Source organism: Streptomyces sp. NPDC002092, from assembly GCF_053593775.1.
In genome coordinates this window covers 139,004-159,213 of the sequence record NZ_JBSFDG010000020.1, presented here as the reverse complement: position 1 = coordinate 159,213, position 20,210 = coordinate 139,004, and the positions used below count along the sequence as shown (strand labels likewise).

Below are 20,210 nucleotides of genomic sequence, written 5' to 3'. Positions count from 1 at the left end.
ACGGGCTGAAAAGATCGAGCCCCGACCGGCGCCGGGCCGGCCCCGTCCCGCGGGGGCGGGGAACCGGAAGGTTCCGGTCTCAGGCCACTCCCGCTCCCCCGCCGGAAGCCAGCGCCCCCCTCCGGGGTGTGATCCCCGCCGGTACTGCTCGTTGGCGGGCCGGGGTGCCTGTCCAGCAGGTTCCTCGGCGGGAGAGGAGGCGGCGCAGCCAGAGTTCCAGGGAGACCAGGTCTGCCAGGCCGTCCAGGGGGAGGGGTTCGCCCGCTGCCGCTGCGCGGAGGGCCTTGCGGACCACTCGGGCCTCCACCAGGCCCGCCTCCGCCAGCAAGGGGGTGCCGAAGAGGGACATCAGGGAGTCGGCGGCCACCCTCAGCCCGGTGCGGGCCGCCACCGCCGCCGAGGCGTGGGAAGGGGCGCCCCAGCCGGGCGGGAGGTCGCTCACACCGGCACCCTCCAGGACCGTACGGAGGATCTCGGCACGCGCGCCGGGCTGCACGCGCAGCGCCTCGGGCAGGGCGCGGCAGGCGCGGACCACCTGGTTGTCGAGGAAGGGCGCGTGCAGGCGTTGGGAGCGGATCTCGGCTGCTTGTTCCAGGATGCGCAGGTCCGCCGAGTGGCGGGCCAGGGCTGCGCGTGCGCGGTAGTCGCCCGGGCGTTGGGCCGGGCCCACGCCCGCGCGGCCCGTCGACGCCTGCAGGCGAACCGATACTTCAGCGAGGGCCTCGCCGGTCAGCCAGCGCGCCGCCGGGCCCGGTCTGGCCCAGGTGAGGGCGGCGAGGGACGCGCCGACAGCGCCGCCCGGCTCGTCGAAGCGACGTTGCAGGAGGCGTTCGGCGAGGAGTTCGAGGCCCGCCCGGTACGGGGTCCTCGCCAGCTTCCGGGCCGCGCCGTACACGCGCGCGGGGACCATCACCGAGCCGTCCGCCTTCGCGAGCGCCGCGACGGGGCGGACCAGGTGGCGGCGTTTGCGGTCCATCAGGAGGTCGGCCAGCCGGGCCGGATGCGCGTCCAGGACCTGGCGGGCGCCGTAGCCGGTGAAGTGGTCCGCGCTGCCGGAGGCCAGGCGGGTGCGGTGGCGGGCGGCCGTCACCAGGGACTGGCCCGGTTCGTCCGTCAGGGGGCCGTCGAGTTCGGCGTACGGGAGGGCCTCCTCGCCCCCGGTCACCACCACGTGATGCAGGCGGGGGTTGGCGGCCAGCGATCCCGCCCGCTCCAGTTCCGCCTCGCGGCCGCCGACCGCCAGGTCGTTGAAGGTGACCGCCAGCAGGCGTTCGCCCGCGCCGGTGCCGTGGCCCAGGACGGTGCCCGGCATGCCCGGCAGGCCGGCCGCCAGCAGGGCGAGCGTCCCGGACGCCGGGCCGCCGGAGAGGTCCGCGCCGATGCCCGCCACCGGCATCCCGCGCGCGGCGCGGCGCTCCGCCGGGCCCATGCCGGGGACGGGACCCGGGTCTATGTCGGCTCCCGGGACGTGTCTCGGTGCCGCCAGGCGCGTGCGTACCGCCTCCACCAGCGCGTCGCGCACCGCGTCGACCGCGCTGTCCGGGTCAGCCGAGGGCGCCGCGACCGCGAGGGAGGCGACCGGCTCGTAGCCGGCGATCTCACGTGCGCCCGCGCGCAGGATCAGCGCGTGCCCCGGCGGGATGCGCCGTACGCCGTCGTAGGGCGTGGAGTCGTGCAGCGCGGCCGGTACGTCGGGGGCGGCGAGGAGCGCGGCGAGGTGGCCGAAGTCAAGGTTGGCCTCGATGAGGTCGGCGAGGGGGAGCGCGGCGGTGGCGTAGGCCGTACCGCCCGCCCACGGGGTGTAGAAGACGGGGCGGGCGCCCGCCAGGTCGCCGCAGACGGTGACCCGGCGGCCGACCTGGACGATCGCCGTGTAGCTGCCCGGCCACGCCGTCAGATGGCGCAGCGCGCCTCCGCGTGCGGCGAAGAGACCGACCCGAAGTTGCTCGTCGGACGCCCCGCACGTGCCCAGGACCGCGATCCGGGTCTGGGCGTCGGCCTTGACCACCCGCACCTCGTCGGGCCGCCAGTCACCGACCGCCCAGAGCGGGTCCGGGTCGCCCCACAGGAGTTGGGAACCCACCGGGTGCACGGTCTCGCCGTCCTGTCCGGTGGCACCCGCGGAACCGATCTCCGGAGCCCTCGCGGCGGTGCTGCTCCACCCCACCAACCACCGCATGGACGCCTCCACAGGCTGTGGACAACCAGTGCACCGTACGAACTGGTTCACCATGCTGCCATGAAGGGCGCACGCCGGAGGCGTGGTGGAGCCGCTTACGATCCACGGAAGGTGCTTCGGCACTCAACCGGCCGGAGGGCCGAACACCCGTGCTCGGCAAGGCGTCTGCGACCTGAATGCGCCCCCGGAATGCTCCCCGAAAACGCCCTTCGCGCCCTCAAGTTCCGTGGTGGGAGCGGCAATTACCCGGGAATTACGGGGGTGATTTTCAGCCAAATCGGCGATGGCGGGCCAGGCTTGGACACGCTCCGTACATGCTCTGAGCATCGCCTCAGCCGCGCGCAGCCCGGGAGACGGAGTTCGCCCCCCGGGCCCGTCCGCCACCCGCGGGGATGAAGGCGGCGGTGTCCCCCAGCCCGCTGGATCCAGTACAGCGGGCCGACCCACGCACCGTCCATGGAAGCGCTCCCGGCATGGCCGGAGAAGAGCGCACGGACGGGCGCACGGCCACACAGCGGGAGCATGGCGCAACTGCGCGTATCGGGCCCGTACTTCAGTACGGACCACAATCCCGCCATCCGGAACAATGCCCCTTAACGCTTGGGATGCGGCGAACTACGCTGGGTTTACGAATGCCGCGTGGTTATGCCAGCGCGGCAGCCGTCTGTGTCGAGGGGTGGCGCATGTCCAGGGAGCAACGCGGGCCGAACGAAAAACTCGGCGCCGTTCTCGCCCTCGCGGGAATCAGCAACGCAGGACTCGCGCGTCGCGTCAACGATCTTGGCGCTCAACGCGGGTTGACTCTTCGCTACGACAAGACCTCGGTGGCGCGCTGGGTGTCCAAGGGCATGGTGCCGCAGGGTGCCGCGCCGCACCTCATCGCCGCCGCGATAGGCCAGAAGCTCGGCCGCCCGGTGCCGCTCCACGAGATCGGCCTGGCGGACGCGGATCCCGCACCCGAAGTGGGCCTCGCCTTCCCCAGGGACGTAGGACAGGCGGTGCGGTCGGCGACGGAGCTCTACCGTCTCGACCTCGCCGGGCGCCGGGCCGGCTCCGGCGGCATCTGGCAGTCGCTGGCCGGATCGTTCGCAGTAAGCGCATACGCAACGCCCGCCTCACGGTGGCTGATAACACCGGCCGACAGTTCGGTGGCGCGCGAGGCGAACTCCGCCGACGGCTCGGGCGCACCGCTCAAAGTCGGCCACAGCGATGTGCAGAAGCTGCGGGAGGCCGCCGAGGACGCCCGGCGCTGGGACTCCAAGTACGGCGGGGGCGACTGGCGTTCGTCGATGGTGCCCGAGTGCTTGCGGGTGGAGGCGGCTCCGCTGCTGCTCGGGGCCTACTCGGACGAGGTCGGGCGCGCACTGTTCGGGGCGAGCGCCGAACTGACCCGGCTCGCGGGCTGGATGGCCTTCGACACCGGTCAGCAGGAGGCCGCGCAGCGGTACTACATCCAGGCGCTGCGGCTGGCCCGGGCCGCCGCCGACGTGCCCCTCGGGGGGTATGTGCTGGCGTCCATGTCGCTGCAGGCGACCTATCGCGGCTTCGGCGACGAGGGCGTCGATCTCGCGCAGGCCGCCCTCGAGCGCAACCGGGGGCTGGCGACCGCCCGCACCATGAGTTTCTTCCGGCTCGTCGAGGCACGTGCGCATGCGCGCGCGGGTGACGCGCAGGCGGCGGGCGCGGCGCTGCGGGCCGCCGAAGGGTGGCTGGAGCGGGCCCGTGACGGTGACAATGACCCGTCATGGCTGGGTTTCTACTCGTACGACCGTTTCGCTGCGGATGCGGCGGAGTGCTACCGCGATCTGAAGGCGCCGCGTCAGGTGCGGCGGTTCACCGAGCAGGCGCTGTCGCAGCCGACGGAGGAATTCGTACGGTCGCACGGGCTCCGGTTGGTCGTCTCGGCGGTGGCCGAGCTGGAGTCGGGCAATCTCGATGCGGCGTGTGAGCAGGGGGTCCGGGCGGTGGAGGTGGCCGGGCGGATCTCGTCCGCGCGGACCACGGAGTATGTGAAGGATCTTCTGCACCGGCTGGAGCCGTACGGTGACGAGCCTCGGGTGGTGGAGTTGCGGGAGCGGGCGCGGCCCTTGCTGATGGCCCCCGCCTGAGCCGGGGGCAGGTGCGGGAAGACCTCTTTCCTCCCACGTGTTCCTCCCACGTTTGAAGTGGTTGTCAGTGGCGCAGTGCACTATCGGTAGCGGGAGGTGGTGCAGGTGCGGCCGGGGATCGCTTACGACTGTGATGTGCTGGTGGTGGGGGGTGGCATCGTCGGGCTGTCCACGGCGTTCGCGATCACGCGTATCGCGCCGGGGACACGGGTGACCGTGCTGGAGAAGGAGCCGGGGCCGGCCCGGCACCAGACGGGGCGCAACAGCGGGGTGATCCACAGCGGGATCTACTACCGCCCGGGGTCCCTGAAGGCGCGGTACGCGGTGCGGGGCGCCGCCGAGATGGTGAAGTTCTGCGCGGAGTACGGGATCGCCCATGCCGTCACCGGCAAGCTGATCGTCGCGACCGAGAAGGACGAGCTGCCGCGGCTGCACGCCCTGGTGCAGCGCGGCCGGGAGAACGGGATTCCGGTACGGGAGCTGAGCGGCCCCCAGATCGCGGAGTACGAGCCGGAGGTGCGCGGGCTCGCCGCCATACACGTCGGGACGACCGGGATATGCGACTTCGTGGGGGTCGCCCGGCAGCTGGCCGAGGCATCTGGGGCGGAGATCCGGTACGGGTCGCGGGTCGAGCGGATCGACCGGCGGCCGGAGCTCGGGGTGGCCGTGCGGACGACGAGCGGTGACGTCGTCCGGGGGCGTGTGCTGGTGAACTGCGCGGGGCTGTACTGCGACGAGGTGGCCTGGCTGACCGGGGACGACCCCGAGATGCGGATCGTGCCGTTCCGGGGCGAGTACTACGAGCTGGCCCGCCCCGACCTGGTGCGCGGGCTGGTGTATCCGGTGCCGGATCCGGCGTTCCCGTTCCTCGGCGTGCACCTCACGCGCGGGATCGACGGCGGTGTGCACATCGGGCCGAACGCGGTGCCGGCGCTGGCGCGGGAGGGGTACGACTGGGGCGTCGTACGGCCGCGGGAGGTGGCGCGGACACTGGCCTGGCCGGGGGCGTGGCGGATGGCCGGGCGGCACTGGCGGTACGGGGCCGGTGAGCTGGCGCGGTCGGTGTCCAAGGGGGCGTTCACCACGGCCGTGCGGCGGCTGCTGCCGGCGGTGACCGCGGATGATCTGGTGCCGACTGCGGCGGGGGTGCGGGCGCAGGCGGTGTTGCGGGACGGGGGGCTGGTGGACGACTTTCTGATCAAGGAGGGGGCTCGGGCTGTGCATGTGCTGAACGCGCCCTCGCCTGCGGCGACCGCTTCGCTGCCGATCGGGCGGGAGGTGGCTGGGCGGGCGCTGGCCATGCTGGGGGCGGTGTGAGGTTGCCCGGTGGCGGGACGGGCTCGCGGCGGAGCCGCTGATGCAGCCCGCCCCCGCCGCCCCTACCCGTCCCGTACCTGGGGGCTGCCGCCCCCAGGCCCCCGCTTTCGGCCCTTAAGGGGCCTCGTCCTCAAACGCCGGACGGGCTGAAAAGATCAAGCCCCGGCTGGCACTGAGGGACGCCACCCGGGCTGGGAGCTGCCCGCACCCCTTAAAATCGACCCCACTGTGTCTGACTCCCTCAACGCCCACGAAACCCCCGCACCCGGCGAGTACCCCTCGCACATCCCCGGAGCGTCGATCCGGCATACCCGCGCCAAGGGCGAGCCCCGGTTTCCGGACGGGCCGAGGGCTGATCCCGCCGGGTCGCACTTCGAGCGGCGGATCCGGAGTTTTCAGCCGCGGCGGAGCCGGGTGACCGCCGGGCAGGCGGATGCGCTGCAGCGGCTGTGGCCGAAGTGGGGGCTGGACGTCGACGGGCAGCGGACCCTCGATCTCGGCGAGCTCTTCGGGAACGGCAATCCCGTCGTGCTGGAGATCGGGTTCGGGATGGGTGAGGCCACCGCGCAGATGGCCGCCGCCGACCCGGACACCAACATTCTCGCCGTGGACGTGCACACCCCGGGGCAGGGCAATCTGCTCAACCTCGCCGACCACGACGGGCTGTCCAACGTCCGCGTGGCCAACGGGGACGCGATCATCCTGCTGCGCGAGATGCTCACCCCGGATTCGCTGGACGGGCTGCGGGTCTTTTTCCCCGACCCGTGGCCGAAGAAGCGGCATCACAAGCGGCGGCTGATCCAGCCGGAGTTCCTCGACCTCGCCGCGGCCCGGATCAGGCCCGGCGGCATCGTGCACTGCGCGACCGACTGGGAACCGTACGCCGAACAGATGCTCGAAGTGCTGACGGCGCATCCCGAGTTCGAGAACACGCAGCCAGAGGGCGGTTTCGCGCCCCGTCCCGACTTCCGCCCGCTGACCCGTTTCGAGGGCCAGGGACTGGACAAGGGACATGTCGTGAACGACCTGCTCTTCCGTCGCGTACAGCACCTCGTACAGCCTCACAACCAGCCCCACACCGGCGTCTGAAGCCCCACGGCCTGCGGGCAATCCGAAGTACCGTCGCGGGCGGCGCCCTTGCTCGTTAGGGTCAATGCCGTGGCCACCTTTCCCCCGTACCCGACGCATCCGCCACACCCCGGCGTCCCGGCCGGCGGTGCGCTCGGGCACGCTCACTGGTGGCAGCGCAGAGCGGTGCGGTATGGCGCGCTCGTCACCCTGCTCGCGCTCTCCGGGCTCGTCATCCTCGCCCTGGTGCGCGAACAGACCGGCACCGAGGGGTTCCTGGTGGGGCTCGGGCTGGCCGTGCTGCCCGTGCCGCTGCTCATGGCGGCGTTCCGCTGGCTGGACCGCGTCGCCCCCGGCCCCTGGCGCAATCTGCTGTTCGCCTTCGCCTGGGGGGCCTGTGCGGCCGCGCTGATAGCGATCGTCGCCAACAGCTTCGCCACGAAGTGGATAGCGACGGCGACCGCCGACCCGTCCAGCGCGGACACCCTCGGCGCGACCGTCATAGCGCCCATAGTCGAGGAGTCCTCCAAGGCGGCGGCCGTCCTGCTCGTGTTCCTGTTCCGCAGACGGGACTTCACCGGGATCGTCGACGGGGTGGTGATAGCCGGGGTCACCGCCACCGGCTTCGCGTTCACCGAGAACATCCTCTACCTGGGCACCGCCTTCGGCACCGACCGGCTCAACGGCGGCCACGGCATCGCCTCCGTCACCGCGGCGACGTTCTTCGTGCGCATCATCATGTCCCCGTTCGCGCACCCGCTGTTCACCGTCCTCACCGGCATCGGCTTCGGCGTCGCCGCGCTCTCCGCGGAACGCCAGCACCTGCGGCGCGTCCTCGTCCCGCTCTGCGGCCTGCTGCTCGCGATGAGCATGCACGCGATCTGGAACGGCTCCTCGAACTTCGGCGAGTACGGCTTCTTCGCGGTGTACGCGGCCTTCATGGTGCCCGCGTTCGGCCTGCTGACCTGGCTGGTGATCTGGACCCGCCAGCGCGAACTGCGCACCGTGCGCGAGGAACTGCCCGCCTACGCCGTCGCGGGCTGGCTCACCCCCGCCGAGCCCTACGCCCTCGGTTCGATGCGGGCCCGCCGGCTGGCCCGCGAACACGCCGCCCAGCACCTCGGCAAGCCCGCCGCACGCGAGGTCGCCCGGTACGAGGCGTACGCGACCTCCCTGGCCTTCCTGCGGCACCGGGGGCGCCGTGGCCGCGCCGGCGCCGACTTCGTCGTCAGGGAACGGGAGTTGCTGCACGAGCTGTGGCGCCGCCGCGAGGTGGCGCGCCCGGCGCTGGACCACGCGGCGCGGATGACGGCGCCCCCGGTGCCGGTGGCGCCGCCGCCCTGGCCGGTGTACGGGGCGTACGGGTACCCGGCGGTGCCGAATCCCGCGTACAACCCGTACCGGTCGTAGGACCCGAGGGGGTCAGGCCGACGCCTCCGTCAGGCGGGCGACCTCGGCCTCGGTGAGCGTCAGTTCGCCCACCGCCAGCAGCGCCGGGAGCTGCTCGACCGTCCGCGCGGACGCGATCGGGGCGGCGACCGTCGGCTGGGCGGCGAGCCAGGCCAGGGCGACCGTGGCGACCGGGGCGTCATGGGCCTGGGCGATCTCGTCGAGGGCGGTCAGGACCCGCTGCCCGCGCTCGGACTCCAGGTGCTTGGCCGCGCCGCCCGCGCGCGGGCTGTCGACCTTCGCGCCCGGGCGGTACTTGCCGGTGAGGAAGCCGGAGGCGAGGGAGAAGTAGGGGACGGCCGCGAGGCCGTAGCGTGCCGCCACGTCCTGCAGCTCGCCCTCGTACGTGTCGCGCGAGACCAAGTTGTAGTGCGGCTGCAGGGCCACGTACTTGGCCAGGCCCTCGCGGTCGGAGAACTCCAGGGAGGCGCGCAGCCGGTCGGCGGAGATGTTGGACGCGGCGATGTGCCGGACCTTGCCCGCCTTCACCAGCTCGTCGAGCGCGCCGATGATCTCCTCGACCGGCACCTCGGGCTTGTCGAAGTGGGTGTAGTAGACGTCGATGTGGTCGGTGTCGAGGCGGCGCAGCGAGGCCTCGGCGGCGGCCTTGATGTTGGCGGCGGACAGGCCCTGGAAGTCGGGGTGCTGGCTGACCTTGGTCGCGATGACCACGTCGTCGCGGTTCCCGCGCGCCTTCACCCACTTGCCGATGATCGTCTCGGACTCGCCGCCCTGGTTGCCGTCGACCCAGGCCGAGTAGGAGTCGGCGGTGTCGACGAAGTTGCCGCCGGCGGCCGCATAGGCGTCGAGCACGGCGAAGGAGGTGGGCTCGTCGGCGGTCCAGCCGAAGACGTTGCCGCCCAGGGAGAGCGGGAAGACCTCGAGGCCGGAGGAGCCGAGCTTGCGCAGAGAAGGAGAAGTCATGGTCTACGTCAACGCCCGCCCCGGGGGCCGGTCTTCCGCGGCGGGCGCAAAAATCCCGTAAACAAGCGGACTACGGCACTCCGGGTACGGACGGAGAGCGTACGGGTGTCAGGGGTTGAGGCCCTTGCTGCGCAGCCACGGCATCGGGTCGATGCCGGTGGCCTGGCCGCCGGGGTGAACCTCGAGGTGGCAGTGCGGGCCGGTCACGTTGCCGGTGGCGCCGACGCGGCCGATGACGTCACCCGTGCTGACCTTCTGGCCGACGCTGACGCTGATCGACGACTGGTGGCAGAACCAGAGCTCCGTACCGTCGTCGAGGGTGAGGATCGTGCGGTAGCCGTACGCGCCCGCCCAGCCGGCCTGCGTGATGGTGCCGGAGTGGATGGCCTTGATGAGCGTGCCCGTGGGGGCGGCGAAGTCGAGGCCCGTGTGGTAGCCGGAGGACCACATGGAGCCGGCCTGACCGAAGGTGCCGGTGATCGTGTAGGAGACGACCGGCAGCGTGTACTGCTTGGCCAGCTCCGCGAGCTTCGCGTCCTCGGCTGCCTGCTTGGCCGCCGCCTCCGCCTTCTCCTTCGCGGCGGCGGCCTTGGCCGCGGCGTCCTGCTCGGCCTTGGCCGCGGCGTCGTCGATCTGCTTCGCGAGGGCCGCCTCGCCGGCCGCCTGGCTCTTGCTGTCGATCTGGACCTGCTGCGACGCGGCCTGCGCCATGATCCGGTCGCGCAGCGCCTCACCGGCACCCCTGGCGCCCTGTGCGGTGCCGACGGAGGTGGTGGCGACATCGCTGAGCGCGGTCGCGGAGCCCTTGGGGGCGTCGGAGCCGCCGCCGAACACATGGCTCACGGAGGCGAGATCGGGCATGGAGATCGACACCGGCGGCTTGCCGGTGTTGGCGCTGGCCATGCCGCCCGCGCCGACGGCGGCTATGACGCCGACGCCCAGGACCGTGGAGCTGCGGGCGAGTCCCCCGCCGCGCTGCTTGGCGACGCGGTGCCGGCCGCGGATGGGGGCGATGGAGTCCTCGGTGGGATTCCACTCCTCCCAGGGGCCCTCGTCGGTGCGTCGGCCGGCGAATCCGAAGGGTTCGGTGCTTGGCACGAACGGGGCTTGTGGGGCAGGCGGGTTGGACGCCACGTGGGCGTGCTCCTTTCCTTCCTTCTCGCCTACCGGGTTAGCTGACGGGTTCGGAGCAGGAAGGTCTCCTACGCGCGTATACCTGCCGTGCTGCCACGGCGGTGTCGGCGCGATTCACCCCAGGGTGGTGGTTCCCCGGTTCCCTTGCGGGATTCGGCGCGTGCGCACGGAGCCGCCTCTTGTGACGGCTGGGACGACCGCGCTGCGTTATCGAACGTTAATAGACCCGGGGTGTCGTTTCCAAGGTGTTCCGCTTGATCATTAACCTTTCTGACCTGGACAGACGGCGCATGAACGGTGAAAAACGGGCGAGTTGACCGCGCCTCAGGAACCTCAGGGCCGTCGTACGGCGAGCAGCGCCATGTCGTCCGCCATGGCCTCGCCGGCGTATCTGCGCACCTCCCGCGCGAGGGTGACGAGCAGCGCGGCGGGCTCGTGGAAGACCCGGCCGGCAAGCCGGTCCGCGGGTTCGAAGAACCGCCCCTTCTCGTCCCGCGCCTCGGACAGCCCGTCGGTGTACAGCAGCAGCGTGGCCCCGCTGCCGAACGCGATCTCCTCCGCTCGGTCGGGCCGGCTCCCGAAGTCGGCCATGCCGAGCGGCAGCGCGGGCTCGCGGGCGTGCAGGGTGTGCACCGTGCCGTCGGGGCACAGCAGCAGCGGGGGCGGGTGGCCGCGGGTGACGATACGGACGACGCCCTCGCCGTGCGGGAGTTCGGCGAGCACGGCGGTGGTGAACCCCTCGAACAACTCGATGCCCTCGCGCCGCGCCGCCTCGCGCGCCAGCGCCCGGTCCAGCCGCTGCGCGACCGCCTCCAGCGTGGCCTCCTGCTCGGCGGCCTCCCGGAACGCCCCGATGACGACGGCCACGGCGGCCACCGCCCCCATCCCCTTTCCGCGCACGTCACCCACGACCAGCCGTACGCCGTGCGGGCTGTCCTGCACGGCGTACAGGTCGCCGCCGATGGACGCGTCCGCCTGCGCGGCCTCGTACCGTGCCGCGATCGCGAACCCTCCGATCTGCTCGGCGGGTTCGGGCAGCACCGCGCGCTGGGCGGCCTCGGCGATCTCGCGCTGCGAGGCGAGCTCCTCGCGGCTGCGGCGGACGAGGAGGTTGATGAGGACGGCCAGGACGGAGACCGTCGCGATGGTGGCCAGCTCGGTGATCGCCTCCACCTGGAGGAGGATGCCCACCTGGGCGTGGATCGCGGTGACGACGAGGACGGTCGCGAGGCCGGTGAGGACCGTGCCGCGGCGTGAGTAGAGCGGGGCGGCGACCAGGGGCGCGGCGGTGAAGAGGGGGCCGGCCGTGAACCGCGACGGGGTGAGGTAGTCGTAGAAGGTCCCGCCGACGATCAGCAGCGCCGGGAGCAGCCGCACGAAGGTGCGTGCGTATGAGATCGGCCCCTCCTGCTCCACCACTCCAGGTTTCCCGGTGCGGCGGCGCGGGGCGAGCCGGATGGTCCGACCGGGGGAGCACACTCAGGCCCCCGACCGGGGGAAACACTCAGGGCCGGAGTCCAGTGACTGGACTCCGGCCCTGAGCCTTGAGTAGCGGGGACAGGATTTGAACCTGCGACCTCTGGGTTATGAGCCCAGCGAGCTACCGAGCTGCTCCACCCCGCGTCGTTGTGTAACCAGCATACGCCATCCGCGGGGCTGTCTGCGCCAGGGTTTGTCTCCGCTCCCGTTCACCTGCGTTTTTCGGGGGTCCGCAGGGCCTCCGTCAGGCGGCCGGGTTGTCCGCGTGGGTGAGGGTCTCCCAGGAGACGAAGAGGTCGTCGGTGCCGGCCGGGCGGGTCTGCTCGACCAGCTTGTGGGCGGCCGGGACGGGGGTGCCGAGCCGGTTCTCCAGGTGGTTGAGGGCGACCTCCAGGTCGGGGCCCATGTTCCCGACGACCCTGCCGCCGCACAGCCACCGCGGAGGCTTGGCCCCCATCTCGTAGCGGGCGTGGAAGTCGAGGGCCGCCTTCAGCCGGTCCTTGACGTCGCCGTACAGGTCGACACCCTGGTGCCAGGCGGTCTCGGCGATGTGCGCGGTGGCGGCGAGGGAGTAGCCGACGTGCTTGAAGTTGCGGCAGGTCTCCTGCGCGATGCCGTCCTCGAACTTCGTCTCCTTGAACCAGTACGTCTCCAGCTTCTGCACGGTGTTGGCGTCGGAGCCGGCCGGGGTGAGCGGGATCTTGCCGTCCTTGCGCAGATAGAAGTAGTCGGGCACCAGGCCGCGGAAGCGTTTGACGGCGGTGTCGAAGGTCTTGTGGTCGTCGGTGAAGACGGCGATCCCGATGGCGGCGTCGGTCATCGCGAGGTCCCAGTTGCCGTTGTAGTCGGGAAGGTCCCTGGTGACCTCGGGGAGGTAGGCGGTGCGCAGCATGGCCGTGAACCGCCGTACGCGGTCGGCGGGCCAGCCGGCGCCCGGTGCGTACCGGATGATCTCCGCGGCCCGCGCCCAGGTCGACCCGGCCCAGGAGGACTGCAGCTGGGCGTCCTGCGCCGTGTGCCGCTTCAGCTGCGCCGACCAGGCGTCCATGATCTCCCGGGCCTTGAGGGCGTGCTGCCGCTCGCCGGTGACGCTGTACAGGAGCGCCTGCGTGTAGGCGGCGATGGCGTCCTGCCGCTCCTCAAGACAGCCCTTCGCGCCCTTGCCGCCCCAGGGGCAGTTGACGACCGCGGTCGGCTGGGCCGTGTACTTGTACGACCCGTACTTGCTGTCCCGCATGTCGAGGAACGCCTGCAGCCAGGGCTGCTTGCCCGCGATGACGTTCTTGCGTACGACGTCCAGCTGGGCCTGGCTGACGAGGACACCGGGGTGGGTGAACGGTGCGCCCGGGGGCAGCGCCCTCGCCATGGTGCGGGTGCCGGGGTCGGTGCCGCAGGAGGCGACGAGCGCCGTCAGCAGGAGGACGAGGAGAACTGCCGCCGCACGTCTGGGAACTGACCTCACTGGCACTACCTCCGCGATCGCCTCCGGCCGGTACGGTCAGGGTCGCCCTTCCGGAGGTCGGGCGCAGGATCTGTTGGGCCGATCGGCCGGTGCGGGGGGTTGTGCGCGGGCGGTGCTGGGGGCTGCCGCCCCGAGCACCGCCGCTGTCGGCCTGAACGGCCTCGTCCTCAAACGCCGGACAGGCTGAAAGGTGCGGTACGGCGCTGAAGCATCCCCCGACACAGTCACCGCAACAAATGTTCGTTCGGCGCCTTCGCCCGCCCGGCAAACTCCTCCAGTACGACCACCTCGACCCCCCGCCCCGCCAGCAGCCCGCTCCCGTCCGCCCCTGTCACGAAGGTGTCCGGCTCGCGCCAGGCCGTGACCACCCGGCGTACCCCCGCGTCGAGGATCAGCCGTGCGCAGGGCTTGGGGCGGGAGGCGCGGTGGGCGCAGGGTTCCAGGCTGCTGTAGACCGTTGCCGACGCCAGCCTCGGGTCGGCCGGGTCCAGCTTGGCGAGGGCCGCCTCCTCGGCGTGGACGACCGGGTCGTCGCCCTCGCGGGAGTGGCCGCGGGCGAGTTCCGTGCCGTCGGCGGCGACGATCACCGCGCCGACGCTGAAGGCCGTGCCCGAGGGCGGGCACAGCGCCGCGAGGTCGCAGGCGAGGGCCAGCCAGCGGCGGTCGGCGGCGGTGGGGAGCGGGCCGGTGCCGGGGGCCGTGGGCTCGTAGCGCATGAGGACGACGTCCTCGATCCGGCGGGTTTCCGTCAGGCGCAGGCGTCCGGGCTGGTAGGCGCCGGGGCCGAAGAGGCGGGGGGCGTCCGGGTCGCCCACGAAGAGGGGGGCCAGGACGAGCTGGAGTTCGTCGGCGAGGCCCTGCTGGAGGAGCTGGGTGTGGATCGTGCCGCCGCCCTCGACCATCAGGCGCCGCACGCCGCGTACCTCGTGCAGATGCTCCAGGAGGCGGCGCCAGTCGAGGTCGGGGCCGAGCGGTACGACGTCGGCGGCGAGGCCCAGGGCGCGGGCGCGCTCGGCGCCCTTGTCGGTCGTGCAGACGAGCTTCTCGCCGCCCGTGTGCCAGAAATTGGCGTCCGGATCCAGGTCGCCGGAGCCGCTGACGGTGACCTTGAGGGGGTACTCGGGCTGTCCGGCGGCCATGCGGGCGGCACGGCGCTCGGGCGAGTTGACCAGCAGGCGCGGGTTGTCGGCGCGGATCGTGCCGGCGCCGATGAGGATCGCGTCCACGGAGGCTCGGACCTCGTCCACGCGGTCGAAGTCCGCCGGGCTGGAGAGCAGCAGGCGCTCGGGGCCGGTGTCGTCGAGGTAGCCGTCGAGGGAGACGGCGGCGGACAGCAGGACGTACGGGAACGGCATCGGACGCGCTCACTCTCGGCGGCGGACAGTCTTGGTTAAAGTTTGAAACAAACCTACACTGGACGTATGACGACTCGCTGGCTCACGGAGAAGGAGCAGCGCGCCTGGCGCGCGTACATCGCGGCGACGCACCTCCTGGAGGACGCCATCGACCGGCAGCTCCAGCAGGACGCCGGCATGCCGCATCTGTACTACTCCATCCTGGCCAACCTCTCCGAGGCGCCGGACGGCAGGCTGCGCATGACCGATCTCGCCGAGCGGGCGAAGATCACACGCAGCCGGCTGACGTATGCCGTCACCCGGCTGGAGAAGGACGGTCTGATCCGGCGCGAGGACTGCCAGTGGGACAAGCGCAGCAGCTTCGCCCTGCTCACCGACGAGGGGATGGCCGTGCTGGAGCGGACGGCGCCCGGACATGTGGAGACCGTGCGTTCGCTGCTCTTCGACCAGCTGACCCCGCAGCAGGTGGAGCAGCTGGAGGAGATCTTCTCGGGAGTGGTGCAGGCACTGGAGCGGGAGGAGGAGCGCCCCACCTCGGAAGAGGTCCCCTGGCGCCGCCGCTCCTCCGGTCCGTGTTCCTGAGGCGGCCGGAAATCTGAACCGTCCCGAAAAGCTGTTGCTTCAAATTTAAAGCATGGGGTAGGGTTCCGGACCATGCAGCTGCTTCAAAACTGAAGCAGATATGGACGACCCCGGAGACCCGCATGCCCGACTTCCCCGCCGCCACCCCGCGCTCCCGCGTCCGGGTGCCGCTGCGCTTCCAGGACGGCTACAGCGTCGACGCCGAACTGGTCACCTTCCACGGCCTGACCGACGGCCAGGAGCACGTCGCCGTCGTCCTGGGCGACCCGGCTCCCGGTACAACGCCCCTGGTCCGCCTGCATTCCGAGTGCCTGACCGGTGACGTGTTCGGCTCGGCCCGCTGCGACTGCGGTCCGCAGCTGCGCGAGGCGGTCGAGCGGATCGCGGACCGCGGCGGCGTACTGCTCTACCTGCGCCAGGAGGGCCGCGGCATCGGCCTCTACAACAAGCTGGACGCCTACGCCCTCCAGGACCAGGGCCTCGACACCTACGAGGCGAACGCGGCCCTGGGGCTGCCCGAGGACGACCGTGACTACACGGCGGCCGCGCAGATGCTGGAAGCCCTGGGCATCGGCAGCCTGGACCTGCTGTCCAACAACCCCGACAAGGCCGGTCAGCTCCGCGATCTGGGCATCGACGTCCAGGACCGCGTCCCCACGGGCGTCTTCACCACCGCCCACAATGTCCGCTACCTGCGCGCGAAGGTCCTCCAGACCCAGCACACGCTGCCGCTGGCGGAGCTGAGCGCGGGCTGATCCGGGCCGGCTCGGGCCGATGACCGCGGGGTGCCGGGCAGCCGCCGTTCACCACACGCACGGCAGCAGTACGTCGATCACCGTCGGCCCGCCGACCGGGCTGGACACCTCCACGGTCCCGTCCAGCGCGGCGCCCAGCGGCGGGACGGACGCTTTTGGGGCCTAGGAGGTACCCCCAGGGGCGGCGCGGGTGGGCGCAGGCACACCCCGCAGCGCCGGACCGCGCTCGCGCCTCACGCAGTCGTGGCCGCCCGGGCAGCCAACAGCCGTAGTACCTCCGCAAGTCGGCGGCGCACCTCCGGATCGTCTACGACCCCGTCCACGCCGACCGTCTCGCGCCGCACCGGGACCTTCACGCAGGCCGCCTCCACGATGTCGGCGCCGGTGTAGCCGAGCACCGTCCGCAGCGTGGCCTCCGCGCCCTGGCCGCGCCCCGGTGCGGCCGCGTTGACCCAGGCCACCGGCTTGTCGCAGATCTCGGTGCCGCCGACCGTCCAGTCGAGCAGGTTCTTGAACGCTCCCGGCAGGGTCCCCGCGTACTCCGGAGCACAGACCAGCACCCCGGCCGCCCCCTCGATCGCCGCCCGCAGCCCGGCCACGGCCTCCGGCAGCGGATCCACGTCGTCATCCGGGTTGAAGTGCGGAAGGCCCGCCAGACCGTCGTAGAACACGGCCTCCACCGGCACCGACGGCGCCACGGCCCGCGCGGTGCGCAACACGGCCTCGTTGGTGGAGCCGACCCGCAGACTCCCGGACAGCAAAAGGATCACCGGCAACGTGGACATCGGCCCAACTTACTGCGTACCGGCCCCCTTTCCGGCGCGCCACAGCCACTCGTCCGCCCTGCCGCCCCTATCTTCGACCCCAACATGTTGTGGCAGAAGGCGAGTTGGTGCCCACAGATTGTGTACAAGGGTGCACTGTGCCGGAATTGGGCCACGGATGTCCCAGGCAGCCGCAGATCGACGACGAGTGAGGGCGTTCATGACTGAGCGATTCGGGGACGGTACGACACGGGCGGCCGGCGAGACCCGGGCGGTGGCGCGGACCGCCGTACCGCGCCCCGCCAGGCGGATGCGGTCGACGACCCGGTCGTTCAGCGTCGGCGAGGGCAAGGGATACCTGACCGTCGCGCACGCCCCCGATGGCCGCGTCACCGGGGTGATGGTCCGCATGGCCAAGCAGGGCTCCACGCTCGCGGGCATGATGGACGCCTTCTCCTCGACCGTCACCCGGGGCCTCCAGCACGGCGTCCCGCTCGAAATCCTCGTCGCGGACTACGTCGGGACGCGCTTCGAGCCCTCCGGCCTCACCAACGACCCGGACATCAAGCAGGCCGGCTCCGTCATCGACTACGTCGGCCGCCGCCTCGCCCTCGACCACCTGCCCTACGAGACCCGGGCCGGCCTCGGCATCCTCACCGCCGCGGAACGCGCCGCGAAACAGACCCTCGACGGTGTCGGCGAGGCCGTCTGGACCGATCTCGTGGGCCTGTCCATGTCCGCACCAGTGGTGGGGCGGCCGCGCCGCGGCTGACGGTCGTACGAAAAAACGACACGGCGCGCAAACAACCCAAAGATCCCAAATGACTACTATCAGTGCATATATTGTCACAATACGTAGCCAAGCCAGGGCGTCGCGCCCGGGCAAGAAAGGGTCTAACCATGCGCAAGTTTCAGCGTGTTGCCGTCGTAGCCGCGGCGATCGCGAGCCTCTCCGCCTTCGGTGCCGGCGTCAGCTCCGCCCACGACCACGGCCACGACGACGAGGGCGTCACCGCGGTGGCCAACTCGCAGTCCAACGCCGTGGCCTACGACGACGACAGCCGCAGCGGGCGCCACGGCAGCCCGGACGCGGCCCCCGCCTTCACGACAGGGAGCGACTTCAACCTCGGGAACGTCACTCCGCCGGCATCCAAGTAACGAAGCACCGCCCGGCAGGCCGCGAGGAACGGCCACGGCCTGCCGGGCGCTCCGCCCGGCAGGCCGCTCATCCGGCAGCAGCCGTCCGCGACTACTTGCCGAAGGCGTTGCTGCAGCCCATGTCCGAGCCCTCGGAGGTGCTCTGCGCCCCCGTGTTGCCCTCGCCGTTGAGGGCGTTGCCCAACAGGCCGTCGATGAGCCCGACCTCACCAAGGACGCTGATGTTCAGGTCGTGCGACCTGCAAGTGGTGCTCTGCTGGACGCCGACGCCACCGTCGGCATGGGCGCCGCCTGCGCCCAGAAACGCGACACTCCCGAGGGCGGCGACCAGGACGGCGGCCTTGCGAAGCTTGTGCATGTCATCTCCGGTGGAGCGAAGTGGATGCGACCTGTGACAGATCAACTCCTTGCTGCAACGGGAGATTAGTGCGAAATACCCCAAAACGGACGGCAGCGCGCCAGGTTTCGTGATCTCAAACGTGATCTCACCCGGAAGCGCCGCTGGGGACGGCCTCAGGTGACGCGGAGAACCGCCCGTCGGCGGATGTCCGCCGCGGAGCGCCCGACCTTGATCTCGAACGTGCCCGGCTCGACGACCGTGCGCATCTCGCCGTCCACCAGGGTGAGATCGCGGCTCGGCACGATGCCGAAGGTGACGGTGACCCGCTTCCCGGGCTCCACATGGCCCTTCCGCACACCCCGCAGCCGGATGTACAGCAGCAACGCCGACGCCTGGTCGTCCGCCCAGCGCCAGCCCCTCGGGAAAGATGGTCGAGCCGGGTCCGACCGAGCCGTGGGTGCCCTCGCTGATCTGCAGCAGGGGGATGCCGAGCGGGTTGGCGCGGGCGAGGCGCTGCAAGTGGTTGTGCTGCAGCGCCTGTTGCCGCGGGCTCAGTGGACGAGGCACCGGGACGGAGCCGGAGAGGGACTGGTTGGCCAGGCCGAAGAACCCCCCGCCCGGGCCCAGCCTCATCCGGTCCGCCTTCCTCCCGACCACCGTGGCGCCGGGCACGTACGCCTCCCGGTGCTCCCGCGTGCCGGTCGGATCCGTGGAGTCGCCGAGGAGTGCCTGGGGCAGACAGACCGGGATGTTCAGCTGCGCGATCTTGTCGGCGACGGTCATTCGGGCCAGCAGGACGTCGACTCGCCGTCCTCGGGGGGCCTTCACCATCGGCGTCACGAGACCCGTACAGGCGGCCACCGCCAGGCCGGCGAAGGCCCGACGCGAGATCTTCGCTTTGTCCATGACGGCAGCCTCGCAGCGGCGAACCGAGCCGGGCAGCGGCCGAAATGCTGAACCACGGCGACTTTGGTCGCTGCTTGCACCGACTGAAGTCGAGAGGCGATGGACGCTGTGCCGTCAGCCGGTGTCGGCGGTGCGGGCGCTCCAGCGTTCCTCGACCTTGGCCAGGCGCCAGTACACGACCGCCATGGCCCAGACGGCCACGAACAGACCGACGATGACGTAGCCGACGTTGTCCAGGTCCAGCCCGGATATCCAGCCGGTGACGGCGTCCTGCAGACCGAGCTTGTCGTGCAGCACGCCGACCAGTTCGATCGTGCCGACGAAGAAGGCCACTGCGATGGACAGGCCGGTGATCGTGAGGTTGTAGAACACCTTGCGAACGGGGTTGGAGAACGCCCACTGGTAGGCGAAGTTCATGAAGGTGCCGTCGAGGGTGTCGAACAGGCTCATGCCCGCCGCGAAGAGCAGGGGCAGGCACAGGATCGCGTACCACGGCAGCCCGGCGGCGGCGCCGTTGCCGGCCAGGGCGAGCAGCAGGACCTCGGTCGTGGTGTCGAAGCCGATCCCGAACAGGAAGCCGAGAGGGAACATCTGGCCGGGGCGGCGGATGGACCTGGTGAGGCGTCCCAGGATGCGGTTCATGAAGCCGCGCGAGTCCAGGTGCGCCTCCAGCTCCGCCTCGTCGTAGTGTCCGGCCCGCATCGCACGGAAGACGCGTGCGATGCGGACGAGGGCGACGAGGTTGAGGGCGGCGATGAGGTACAGGAAGCCGCCGGAGACCGTGGTGCCCACCGTGCCGAGCACCTGGTGGGTCGGGGAGCTGTCGTTCATCAGGGTGCCGGCGAGGTGCGCGCCCCCGGCGACCAGCGCGGCCATGACGACCACCACGCTGGAGTGCCCGAGCGCGAACCAGAAGCCCACCGACACCGGCCGCTTTCCGTCGGCCATCAGCTTGCGGGTGGTGTTGTCGATGGCGGCGATGTGGTCGGCGTCGAAGGCATGCCGCATGCCGAGCGTGTAGGCGGTGATGCCGAGGCCGACCCCGAACGCCTGGGTACCGACCGCGTAGTGATGGGGGATCACGAGGAGGAAGAGGATCCCGAAGGCGGCCACATGCAGAGCGACGATCACAGCCAGCAGGCCCGCGGTCCTGACGGTGTCCTCGCGACGCCAGCGGAAGGACGGGGCGGCGGCGGTTTCGGGCACGCCTTGGGACACGGTCATTCGGTC

The 20,210-nt window shown here is 71.4% G+C and carries 18 protein-coding genes, 1 tRNA gene and 1 riboswitch; of the genes, 8 read left to right on the top strand and 11 right to left on the bottom strand.

Features of this window, described 5'->3' with window-relative positions; translation table 11 throughout:
- Nucleotides 1–79: 79 nt before the first annotated feature.
- Nucleotides 80–2,179: an asparagine synthase-related protein gene (locus ACWCRD_RS37020; protein WP_450970087.1), complete on the bottom strand. Its 2,100-nt coding sequence runs from the start codon at nucleotides 2,177–2,179 to the stop codon at nucleotides 80–82.
- A 683-nt stretch (nucleotides 2,180–2,862) separates the two neighbouring features.
- Between ACWCRD_RS37020 and ACWCRD_RS37015 the strand changes: the two genes are divergently transcribed.
- The 4 genes from ACWCRD_RS37015 to ACWCRD_RS37000 all read left to right on the top strand — a co-directional run bounded on the left by ACWCRD_RS37015 (nucleotide 2,863) and on the right by ACWCRD_RS37000 (nucleotide 8,082).
- The gene (locus ACWCRD_RS37015; protein WP_115907289.1) at nucleotides 2,863–4,287 is read left to right on the top strand and encodes an MFS transporter; all 1,425 of its coding nucleotides are present in this window, start codon (nucleotides 2,863–2,865) and stop codon (nucleotides 4,285–4,287) included.
- A gap of 96 nt (nucleotides 4,288–4,383) precedes the next feature.
- Nucleotides 4,384–5,604: an L-2-hydroxyglutarate oxidase gene (gene lhgO, locus ACWCRD_RS37010; RefSeq protein ID WP_450970086.1), complete on the top strand. Its 1,221-nt coding sequence runs from the start codon at nucleotides 4,384–4,386 to the stop codon at nucleotides 5,602–5,604.
- 228 nt (nucleotides 5,605–5,832) lie between these two features.
- A complete protein-coding gene (gene trmB / locus ACWCRD_RS37005; protein ID WP_450970085.1) occupies nucleotides 5,833–6,693 on the top strand; it encodes a tRNA (guanosine(46)-N7)-methyltransferase TrmB in 861 nt (286 codons plus the stop codon).
- Between the two features lie 69 nt (nucleotides 6,694–6,762).
- The gene (locus ACWCRD_RS37000) at nucleotides 6,763–8,082 is read left to right on the top strand and encodes a PrsW family intramembrane metalloprotease (protein WP_450970084.1); all 1,320 of its coding nucleotides are present in this window, start codon (nucleotides 6,763–6,765) and stop codon (nucleotides 8,080–8,082) included.
- A gap of 12 nt (nucleotides 8,083–8,094) precedes the next feature.
- On the opposite strand, the gene ACWCRD_RS36995 is transcribed toward ACWCRD_RS37000, so the two are convergent.
- From ACWCRD_RS36995 to ACWCRD_RS36970, 6 genes are all read right to left on the bottom strand, one after another.
- Nucleotides 8,095–9,045, bottom strand: coding sequence for an aldo/keto reductase (locus ACWCRD_RS36995; RefSeq protein ID WP_450970083.1), 951 nt, complete (start codon nucleotides 9,043–9,045; stop codon nucleotides 8,095–8,097).
- A gap of 108 nt (nucleotides 9,046–9,153) precedes the next feature.
- Nucleotides 9,154–10,179 carry a M23 family metallopeptidase gene (locus tag ACWCRD_RS36990; protein WP_450970082.1) on the bottom strand — a complete coding sequence of 342 codons (1,026 nt, stop codon included), beginning with the start codon at nucleotides 10,177–10,179 and terminating at the stop codon, nucleotides 9,154–9,156.
- A 12-nt stretch (nucleotides 10,180–10,191) separates the two neighbouring features.
- Nucleotides 10,192–10,348: riboswitch (cyclic di-AMP (ydaO/yuaA leader) on the bottom strand.
- Nucleotides 10,349–10,512: 164 nt separating this feature from the next.
- On the bottom strand, nucleotides 10,513–11,598 hold the full coding sequence (locus tag ACWCRD_RS36985; protein ID WP_450970081.1) for a PP2C family protein-serine/threonine phosphatase: 1,086 nt from the start codon (nucleotides 11,596–11,598) through the stop codon (nucleotides 10,513–10,515).
- A 130-nt stretch (nucleotides 11,599–11,728) separates the two neighbouring features.
- Nucleotides 11,729–11,802, bottom strand: a tRNA-Met gene (locus tag ACWCRD_RS36980).
- A 100-nt stretch (nucleotides 11,803–11,902) separates the two neighbouring features.
- The gene (locus ACWCRD_RS36975; protein ID WP_450970080.1) at nucleotides 11,903–13,126 is read right to left on the bottom strand and encodes an alginate lyase family protein; all 1,224 of its coding nucleotides are present in this window, start codon (nucleotides 13,124–13,126) and stop codon (nucleotides 11,903–11,905) included.
- Nucleotides 13,127–13,344: 218 nt separating this feature from the next.
- Nucleotides 13,345–14,475, bottom strand: coding sequence for a dihydrofolate reductase family protein (locus ACWCRD_RS36970; protein ID WP_450970079.1), 1,131 nt, complete (start codon nucleotides 14,473–14,475; stop codon nucleotides 13,345–13,347).
- 66 nt (nucleotides 14,476–14,541) lie between these two features.
- Here ACWCRD_RS36970 and ACWCRD_RS36965 point away from each other — a divergent pair, with 66 nt between their 5' ends.
- Entirely contained in the window at nucleotides 14,542–15,057 is a 516-nt protein-coding gene (locus tag ACWCRD_RS36965) for a MarR family winged helix-turn-helix transcriptional regulator (protein WP_450970078.1), read from the top strand.
- A 122-nt stretch (nucleotides 15,058–15,179) separates the two neighbouring features.
- Nucleotides 15,180–15,812, top strand: coding sequence for a GTP cyclohydrolase II (locus tag ACWCRD_RS36960; RefSeq protein WP_450970077.1), 633 nt, complete (start codon nucleotides 15,180–15,182; stop codon nucleotides 15,810–15,812).
- A gap of 233 nt (nucleotides 15,813–16,045) precedes the next feature.
- Here ACWCRD_RS36960 and ACWCRD_RS36955 read toward each other — a convergent pair whose 3' ends face one another.
- Nucleotides 16,046–16,597 carry an NADPH-dependent FMN reductase gene (locus ACWCRD_RS36955; protein ID WP_450970076.1) on the bottom strand — a complete coding sequence of 184 codons (552 nt, stop codon included), beginning with the start codon at nucleotides 16,595–16,597 and terminating at the stop codon, nucleotides 16,046–16,048.
- Nucleotides 16,598–16,796: 199 nt separating this feature from the next.
- Between ACWCRD_RS36955 and ACWCRD_RS36950 the strand changes: the two genes are divergently transcribed.
- Together ACWCRD_RS36950 and ACWCRD_RS36945 are read left to right on the top strand one after the other, a co-directional pair.
- Entirely contained in the window at nucleotides 16,797–17,348 is a 552-nt protein-coding gene (locus ACWCRD_RS36950) for a TSCPD domain-containing protein (RefSeq protein WP_450970075.1), read from the top strand.
- Between the two features lie 128 nt (nucleotides 17,349–17,476).
- Nucleotides 17,477–17,734, top strand: a complete 258-nt coding sequence (locus ACWCRD_RS36945; RefSeq protein WP_450970074.1) for a hypothetical protein — start codon at nucleotides 17,477–17,479, stop codon at nucleotides 17,732–17,734.
- Nucleotides 17,735–17,825: 91 nt separating this feature from the next.
- Here the strand turns inward: ACWCRD_RS36945 and ACWCRD_RS36940 are convergent, their stop codons facing one another.
- The 3 genes from ACWCRD_RS36940 to ACWCRD_RS36930 form a co-directional block, all read right to left on the bottom strand.
- The gene (locus ACWCRD_RS36940) at nucleotides 17,826–18,092 is read right to left on the bottom strand and encodes a hypothetical protein (RefSeq protein WP_450970073.1); all 267 of its coding nucleotides are present in this window, start codon (nucleotides 18,090–18,092) and stop codon (nucleotides 17,826–17,828) included.
- Nucleotides 18,093–18,247: 155 nt separating this feature from the next.
- Nucleotides 18,248–18,457, bottom strand: coding sequence for a fibronectin type III-like domain-contianing protein (locus tag ACWCRD_RS36935; protein WP_450970072.1), 210 nt, complete (start codon nucleotides 18,455–18,457; stop codon nucleotides 18,248–18,250).
- A 637-nt stretch (nucleotides 18,458–19,094) separates the two neighbouring features.
- On the bottom strand, nucleotides 19,095–20,204 hold the full coding sequence (locus ACWCRD_RS36930; RefSeq protein ID WP_450970071.1) for a HoxN/HupN/NixA family nickel/cobalt transporter: 1,110 nt from the start codon (nucleotides 20,202–20,204) through the stop codon (nucleotides 19,095–19,097).
- Nucleotides 20,205–20,210 lie beyond the last annotated feature (6 nt).

What these genes read in the sequence shown, in the direction of transcription:
- ACWCRD_RS36960 (WP_450970077.1), top strand. Translation starts at nt 15,180, where the DNA reads ATGCCCGACTTCCCCGCCGCCACCCCGCGCTCCCGCGTCCGGGTGCCG.
- ACWCRD_RS36955 (WP_450970076.1), bottom strand. Translation starts at nt 16,597, where the DNA reads ATGTCCACGTTGCCGGTGATCCTTTTGCTGTCCGGGAGTCTGCGGGTC.
- ACWCRD_RS36965 (WP_450970078.1), top strand. Translation starts at nt 14,542, where the DNA reads ATGACGACTCGCTGGCTCACGGAGAAGGAGCAGCGCGCCTGGCGCGCG.
- ACWCRD_RS37020 (WP_450970087.1), bottom strand. Translation starts at nt 2,179, where the DNA reads ATGCGGTGGTTGGTGGGGTGGAGCAGCACCGCCGCGAGGGCTCCGGAG.
- ACWCRD_RS36970 (WP_450970079.1), bottom strand. Translation starts at nt 14,475, where the DNA reads ATGCCGTTCCCGTACGTCCTGCTGTCCGCCGCCGTCTCCCTCGACGGC.
- ACWCRD_RS36950 (WP_450970075.1), top strand. Translation starts at nt 16,797, where the DNA reads ATGACTGAGCGATTCGGGGACGGTACGACACGGGCGGCCGGCGAGACC.
- ACWCRD_RS36945 (WP_450970074.1), top strand. Translation starts at nt 17,477, where the DNA reads ATGCGCAAGTTTCAGCGTGTTGCCGTCGTAGCCGCGGCGATCGCGAGC.
- ACWCRD_RS37015 (WP_115907289.1), top strand. Translation starts at nt 2,863, where the DNA reads ATGTCCAGGGAGCAACGCGGGCCGAACGAAAAACTCGGCGCCGTTCTC.
- ACWCRD_RS36940 (WP_450970073.1), bottom strand. Translation starts at nt 18,092, where the DNA reads ATGCACAAGCTTCGCAAGGCCGCCGTCCTGGTCGCCGCCCTCGGGAGT.
- ACWCRD_RS36930 (WP_450970071.1), bottom strand. Translation starts at nt 20,204, where the DNA reads ATGACCGTGTCCCAAGGCGTGCCCGAAACCGCCGCCGCCCCGTCCTTC.
- ACWCRD_RS36995 (WP_450970083.1), bottom strand. Translation starts at nt 9,045, where the DNA reads ATGACTTCTCCTTCTCTGCGCAAGCTCGGCTCCTCCGGCCTCGAGGTC.